This window comes from Actinomycetospora soli, assembly GCF_021026295.1.
Classification (GTDB): Bacteria; Actinomycetota; Actinomycetes; order Mycobacteriales; family Pseudonocardiaceae; genus Actinomycetospora; species Actinomycetospora soli.
Genome location: NZ_JAJNDA010000030.1, coordinates 44,178 through 50,700 on the forward strand (window position 1 = coordinate 44,178; position 6,523 = coordinate 50,700).

At 72.2% G+C, this 6,523-nt stretch carries 5 protein-coding genes and 1 pseudogene; all 6 read right to left on the bottom strand.

Annotated elements, in window-relative coordinates; translation table 11 throughout:
• Positions 1 to 13: 13 nt before the first annotated feature.
• Complete coding sequence (locus tag LN037_RS29170) at positions 14 to 868, bottom strand: SRPBCC family protein (protein ID WP_230760098.1); 855 nt, start codon at positions 866 to 868, stop codon at positions 14 to 16.
• A gap of 86 nt (positions 869 to 954) precedes the next feature.
• On the bottom strand, positions 955 to 1,806 hold the full coding sequence (locus LN037_RS29175) for an FAD binding domain-containing protein (RefSeq protein WP_179796613.1): 852 nt from the start codon (positions 1,804 to 1,806) through the stop codon (positions 955 to 957).
• Entirely contained in the window at positions 1,803 to 4,295 is a 2,493-nt protein-coding gene (locus LN037_RS29180) for a xanthine dehydrogenase family protein molybdopterin-binding subunit (RefSeq protein ID WP_230760100.1), read from the bottom strand. Before LN037_RS29180 ends, LN037_RS29175 begins: the two co-directional genes overlap by 4 nt.
• Entirely contained in the window at positions 4,295 to 4,798 is a 504-nt protein-coding gene (locus LN037_RS29185; protein WP_179796611.1) for a (2Fe-2S)-binding protein, read from the bottom strand. The genes LN037_RS29180 and LN037_RS29185 overlap by 1 nt, the downstream gene beginning before the upstream one ends.
• Positions 4,799 to 5,515: 717 nt before the next feature.
• The gene (locus LN037_RS29190) at positions 5,516 to 6,148 is read right to left on the bottom strand and encodes an MOSC domain-containing protein (protein WP_230760101.1); all 633 of its coding nucleotides are present in this window, start codon (positions 6,146 to 6,148) and stop codon (positions 5,516 to 5,518) included.
• Positions 6,141 to 6,523: pseudogene (locus LN037_RS29195) on the bottom strand (mycofactocin biosynthesis glycosyltransferase MftF); the annotation flags it as partial. The pseudogene LN037_RS29195 and the gene LN037_RS29190, both read right to left, overlap by 8 nt.

The following is a 6,523-nucleotide window of genomic DNA, read 5'->3' on the forward strand; positions in this document are numbered from 1 at the left end:
GTCGGCGCCGGGATCAGCGGCGGGCGAGCCGGATGATCAGCAGGATGATCGCCAGTACGCCCACCCCGGCGGCGACCGGGACGAGGCGCTTGGTGAGCGCGTCGGACGAGGCGTCGAGCAGGTCGATCGCCTCGGCCTGCTGGCGCTTCGGCTTCGGTGCCGACTGGACCGGACGGGGGCCGGCGCCGGACTGCGGGTTGGCGCCGGGCTTCGCGGCGGCGTCGTCCTGCTTGCGGGCCTCGGCGACGGTGGAGGCCATCGGGGCCGCCTCCGGGGCACCGGAGCCGGCGGCGACGGGAGCCGGGCTGGCCGGGTGCGACACCGGGGTGGCGGCACCGGACACGGCCTCGGCGCCCGAGGACACCGGGGCGGCCGCGCCGTTCGAGGACGAGGCGGACGCCGGGGCGGCCTCCGGCGCGGGGGCGTCGGCGAACTCGTCGGCGAGGCAGGAGGCGAACTGGCCGAGGATCTTGTCCCCGACGTCCGACATCACGCCGCGGCCGAACTGCGCCGGCTTGCCGGTCACCTGCATCTCGGTGAGCACGGTGACCTTGGTGGAGCCGGGGCCGTCCTCGGACATCGTCAGGGTGGCCTTGGCCGAGGCGGTGCCGTTGCCGCGGGAATCGCGGCCCTGCGCGTCGACGACGATCTTGTGCGCCGTCCTGTCGCGCTCGACGAAGGTGCCCTTGCCCTTGTAGGTCATCGAGATCGGGCCGAGCTTGACCTTCACGGTGCCCGTGAAGTCGTCGCCGTCGGCGGAGGTCAGCGTGGCACCCGGGAAGCAGGGCGTGATCTTCTCGGGGTCGTTCATGGCGTCGTACACCGTGTCGATCGCGACGGGCACGGTGAAGGAGTTCTCGAGCTGCATCTACGCCTCCTGGCGAGTGGTCGGACGCACGTGAGGCCCGCCCCGGGCGGGGACGGGCCTCACGGTAGGGCGTTGTGCCGCTGGCGTCAGCCGGCCGCGGCGAGCACCGCGCGCCCGGTGAGGACCTTCGCGAGGTGCTCGCGGTAGTCCGACCCGGCGTCGGCGTCCGACGTGGGGCTGGTGCCCTCGGCGGCGGCCTGCGCCGCGGCGCGGACCGTCTCCTCACTCATCGTCTGCCCCACGAGGGCCGACTCCACACCCCGCGCCCGGACGGGAACACCTGCCATGTTGGTCAGGCCGATGCGGGCGTCGGTGATGGAGCCACCCTCGACCTTGACCGTGGCGGCCACGGCGACGATCGACCACGCCTGCGCGACGCGGTTGAACTTCTCGTACCGCGCGCCCCAACCCGTGTACTTCGGGAAGCGGATCGCGGTGAGGATCTCCTGCGGGCCGATGGCCGTCGTGAAGTAGTCCTCGAAGAAGTCCGACGCGGCGACGGTGCGCTCGCCGTTCGCGCCGGCGATGACGAACTCGGCGTCCAGCGCGAGCGCGGGCGCCGCGAGGTCACCGGCCGGGTCGGCGTGCGCCAGGGCGCCGCCGAGGGTCCCGCGGTGGCGGACCTGGAAGTCGGCCACCGTCTTCGTCGCCTCGCTGATCAGCTTCACGTGCTGGTTCAGCAGGTCGTCACGGGTGACGTCGTGGTGGGTCGTCATGGCCCCGACCACGATCTTGTCGCCCTCCTCGCGGACGCCGCGGAGCTCGGCGATGCCGCCGAGGTCGACGACGAGCGAGGGGTCACCCATGCGGAGCCGCAGGACGGGGATGAAGCTCTGGCCACCGGCCAGGATCTTCGCGTCGTCCCCGCCGTCGGCGAGAGCCTGGACGGCCTCGGCGACCGACGTGGGCCGCACGTAGTCGAACGATGCGGGGATCACAGCGCGCCTCCCTGGTTCTTCACCGAGTCACTCTTGGCCATGCTGCCGAGGCCGGCGCCGGGCGAGGCGACGTTCGCCTCGTCGGCCTGCGTGCCGGTGCCCTTGGCGGAGTTGATCGCCGTCCACACGCGGAACGGCGTGGTCGGCATGTCGATGTCCTTCACCCCGTACTGACGCACGGCGTCGAGCACGGCGTTCACGACGGCGGGGGTGGAGGCGATGGTGCCCGCCTCGCCCACGCCCTTGACGCCCAGCGGGTTGGTCGTCGACGGCGTCGGGGTGTTCGCCGTGTCGAAGTTGATCAGGTCGGCCGCCGAGGGCAGCGTGTAGTCGACCAGCGTCCCCGAGAGCAGCGTGCCGGACTCGTCGTAGGGGGCGTCCTCGAACAGCGCCTGCGCGATGCCCTGCGCGAGACCGCCGTGGATCTGGCCCTCGACGATCAGCGGGTTGATCACCGTGCCGACGTCGTCCACGCAGACGTACTTGTGCAGCTGCACGAAGCCCGTCTCGGTGTCGACCTCGACCGCGCACAGGTGGGTGCCGTGCGGGTAGGAGAAGTTCTCCGGGTCGAACGTCGCGTGGGCGTCGATGTCGGGCTCGATGCCCTCCGGGTAGTCGTGGGCGGCGAACACGGCGAGCGCCACGTCCTGGATGCCCACGCCCTTGTCGGTGCCCTTGACCGAGAACTTGCCGGCGGTGAACTCGATGTCGTCCTCGGACGCCTCGAGCATGTGCGCGGCGATCGGCTTGGCCTTCTCGACGACCTTCTCGGCCGCCTTGACCATCGCGATGCCGCCGACCGCGAGCGAGCGCGACCCGTAGGTGTCGAGCCCGCGGTAGGAGGACTGGGTATCCCCGTGGAGGATCTCCACGTCGTCGAACGGGATGCCCAGCTTGTCCGCGATGATCTGCGAGAACGCGGTCTCGTGGCCCTGCCCGTGCGGGCTGACGCCGACGACGACCTCGGCCTTGCCGGTGGGCAGCATCCGGATGGACGCGGTCTCCCAGCCGCCGGCGCCGTAGTCCAGCGAGCCCAGCACGCGCGACGGGGCGAGCCCGCACATCTCGGTGAAGGTCGAGATGCCGAGGCCGAGCTGCTTGACGTCGCCGCGCTTGCGGCGCTCCTCCTGCTCCCGGCGCAGACCGTCGTAGTCGAACATCGACATGGCCTGGTCGGTGGCGGCCTCGTAGTTGCCCGTGTCGTAGGTCAGCGTGCTGACCGTGGTGTACGGGAACTCCTCGTGCTTGATCCAGTTGCGCTTGCGCAGCTCCATCGGCTCGATCCCGAGCTCGACGGCGACCTCGTCCATCATCCGCTCGATGCCGAAGGTGGCCTCCGGACGACCGGCGCCGCGGTAGGCGTCGGTGAGCGTCTTGGTGGTGAAGACGTTGGTGCAGTCGAACCGGTAGGCCGGGATCTTGTAGATCGCGTTGAACATGAACGCGCCGAGGATCGGCACGCCCGGCCCGACGAGGCCGAGGTAGGCGCCCATGTCGGCGAGGAGCTTGACGTCCAGGCCCTTGATGACGCCGTCCTTGGTGACGGCGACGGTGAGGTCCTGGATCTGGTCGCGGCCGTGGTGCGCCGTGAGCAGCGACTCCGAGCGCGTCTCGGTCCACTTCACCGGCTTGCCCAGCTTCTGGGCCACCAGCAGCGTGACGACCTCCTCCGGCGCCACGGCGAGCTTGCCGCCGAAGCCGCCGCCCACGTCGGGGGCGATGACGCGGATCTTGTGCTCGGGCAGGCCGAGGGTCAGCGCCAGCATCGTCTTGAGGATGTGCGGCACCTGGGTGGAGGACCACATGACCAGCTGTTCGCCGGTCGGGTCGACCACCGTGGAGCGCGGCTCCATGAAGACCGGCACGAGGCGCTGCTGGCGGAAGCGGCGCGTGATGACGACCTGGTCGTCGGCCTTCTCCGCCGCGGCGATCGCCTCGGCCGCGGACCCGCCGGAGCCGGCCTCGCCCGAGTCGAACACCCACTGGGCGTTCTCGTTGGTGCCGAGCTCCGGGTGGACGAGGGTCGCGCCCTCCTTGAGGGCCTCCTCCATGTCGAGCACCGGCTCGAGCTCGGAGTAGTCGACCTCGACCAGCTCGGCGGCGTCCTTCGCGGCGGCCGCGGTGCGGGCCACGACGACGGCGACGCCCTCGCCGGCGAAGTTCACGCGGCTGCCCGCGAGAGCGGGACGCTGCGGGGACTTCATGTCCTTGGTGATCGGCCACGCGCAGGGCAGCTGCACCGCGTCGGCACCGATGTCGGACGCGGTGTAGACCGCGACGACGCCCGGGACCTGCTTGGCGGCGCTGGTGTCGATGCTGCCGATCTCCGCGTGGGCGAAGGGGCTGCGGACGATGGAGATGTGGAGCAGGCCGGTGAGGGCCTGGTTGTCGGTCCACCGGGTGCGCCCGGTGATGAGCCGACGGTCCTCCTTGCGGCGCCGGTCGCGCCCGATCTCCTGCGCAGGTGCGTTGTTCTCGACCGTGGTCATCAGGCGCCTCCCCCGACCGGCGCGGCCTGCGAGGCACCCGGCTTCATCTTCTGGGCCGCGTCCTGCACCGCCCGCACGATGTTCTGGTAACCGGTGCACCGGCAGAGGTTGCCCTCGATGCCCTCACGGACCTCCTGCTCGGAGGGGTCCGGGTTGTCGCCGAGCAGGTCGATCGACTGCATGATCATGCCCGGCGTGCAGTAGCCGCACTGCAGGGCGTGGTTGTCGTGGAACGCCTGCTGGACCGGGTGGAGCTGACCGTCCCGCTCCAGCCCCTCGACGGTGAGCACCTCGCTGCCGTTGGCCTGCACGGCCAGCACGGAGCAGGACTTCACTGAGAGGCCGTCCAGGTGGACGGTGCAGGCACCGCAGTTGCTGGTGTCGCAGCCGATCACCGTGCCGGTCTTGCCCAGTCGTTCCCTCAGGTACTGCACGAGCAGCATGCGGGGCTCGACGTCGTCCTCGTAGACGAGGCCGTCGACGGTGGTCCGGATGCGTGCCATGGATTCACTCCTCACACGCCCAGGCCCGCTTTCGCACGGGACACAAGAGGCGAGCACGTCGTCAGTGGTGGTAGTCCCGTCGCGGTGGTGGGCCGGGCCCGGCCGCGACGATGCCGTCACGCCCGTCAGCGTGGTAGCGGCCACATCACACCCCCGTGATCGCCATCTCGCAACGCCTGGCACGGGCGCGTCGCGGGTACCTCCTGCGCTGGTCACGCCCGAGGCGCGAAACCGCTCCGATGATGCGGAGTCATCGTGATCCTCCGCCCGCGTCTGCGGACGCCGGTCGCTCCGCGCGGCGCGGACCGCGAAGCAGGACGGGGTAAATCGGGCGGCCCGGGCAGCGTGCCGACCTACCCGATCGGGCAGGTGGCCGACACGGCCACCTCACGCGGTCCGCGCGTCGTCGGGCGGGCGTCGTCCGGCTTCGTGTGTGCACCTCGTCGCGGGCTCCCGGTCCCCGCGTCCCGCCCTGTCGTGGCGAGTCACCACGACAAGGTCGGTCGCGGGTCGGGCCAGCTCACGACAAGCCGCCTGGCAGGGTCTCGACGGCGGGTCGGTGCGGTCGAGGCAACCCGCCCCTGCTCGCACGCGTGCCCCCGAGCGCCTTGTCGTGGGATCCCGACCTCCAGGCCTCGCCCTGTCGTGGCGAGTCACCACGACAAGGTCGGTCCCGGCCCGGGCCAACCCACGACAAGCCACCCGGGCCCGGTCTGCTCACACCCGCTCGCGGGCCCACCGGTGGTACATCGGCGCGAGCTGCGGGACGTCGAGCAGCGTGGCGGCCCGGTGCCGCTCGTGGTGGTAGATCGTGAACACCTCGGCGAGGGTCACCCCGTGCTCCGGCCGGCCGAGGACCTCGACCCGGTCGCCGGCCGCGACCCGACCCGTCGTCGTGACCCGCAGGTACGCGCCGGGGCGGACGGCGGCGACGAAGCGGCGCGGCATCGTCGGGTCGCCGGAGTGCAGACCGAGCTTGAAGCAGGGGATGCGGGGTTGGGCGACCTCGAACTCGGCGCTCCCGATCCGCCAGCGCTCCCCGACCACGACGGAGCGCAGATCGAGCCCGGCCGTCGTCAGGTTCTGGCCGAAGGTCTGCGTGGGGACCTCCCGGGCGAGCTCGTCCCGCCACCACGCGACGTCCTCCGCGGCGTAGGCGTAGACGGCCTTGTCGGGTCCGCCGTGATGCTCGAGGTCGGCCTGTTCGTCGCCCTCGAGGTGCTCGGGGTGCACCGACACCGGCCCGTCGACCGGCGTCTTCGCGCTCGCCGTCAGGGTGGTCCGGTCGCGCGGCCCGGCGATCTCGACGGCCCGCCCGACGGCGACCGACAGCACGTGGGGCTCAGGCATCGGGTCCCTTCCCGGAGAGGTCGGGCCGCAGGGGCTCGACGGTGCGGTGCCGCCACGCGCCCCACCAGAGTCCGGCGCCGTAGGCGAGGTCGTCGGCGCGGTGCGCGGCGACGTGGGCGAGCGCGTCGACCGGGCCGGCGCCCCGGTCGCGGAAGCGGAGCCAGTCGGCGACGCCCTCCGCGGCGGCGGCCAGCAGCAGCGCGCGGCGCACCCGTCGGCTGACCAGCGCGCCGACGGCCGCGGCGGGCCACCAGTGCCGGGTGAGCGCGCCGGCCGCCTGCCACAGCGCGCCGCCGAGGCCCCACGGTGCGAGCACGAGGGCGAGCGGCACCGGCCCGGTGACCCGTGGCCGTGGGGGCGGGCAGCGGCGTTGCG

Excerpts from the sequence above, each read along its gene's own strand:
- LN037_RS29180 (WP_230760100.1), bottom strand. The coding sequence starts at position 4,295 with ATGACCACGGTCGAGAACAACGCACCTGCGCAGGAGATCGGGCGCGAC.
- LN037_RS29185 (WP_179796611.1), bottom strand. The coding sequence starts at position 4,798 with ATGGCACGCATCCGGACCACCGTCGACGGCCTCGTCTACGAGGACGAC.
- LN037_RS29190 (WP_230760101.1), bottom strand. The coding sequence starts at position 6,148 with ATGCCTGAGCCCCACGTGCTGTCGGTCGCCGTCGGGCGGGCCGTCGAG.
- LN037_RS29170 (WP_230760098.1), bottom strand. The coding sequence starts at position 868 with ATGCAGCTCGAGAACTCCTTCACCGTGCCCGTCGCGATCGACACGGTG.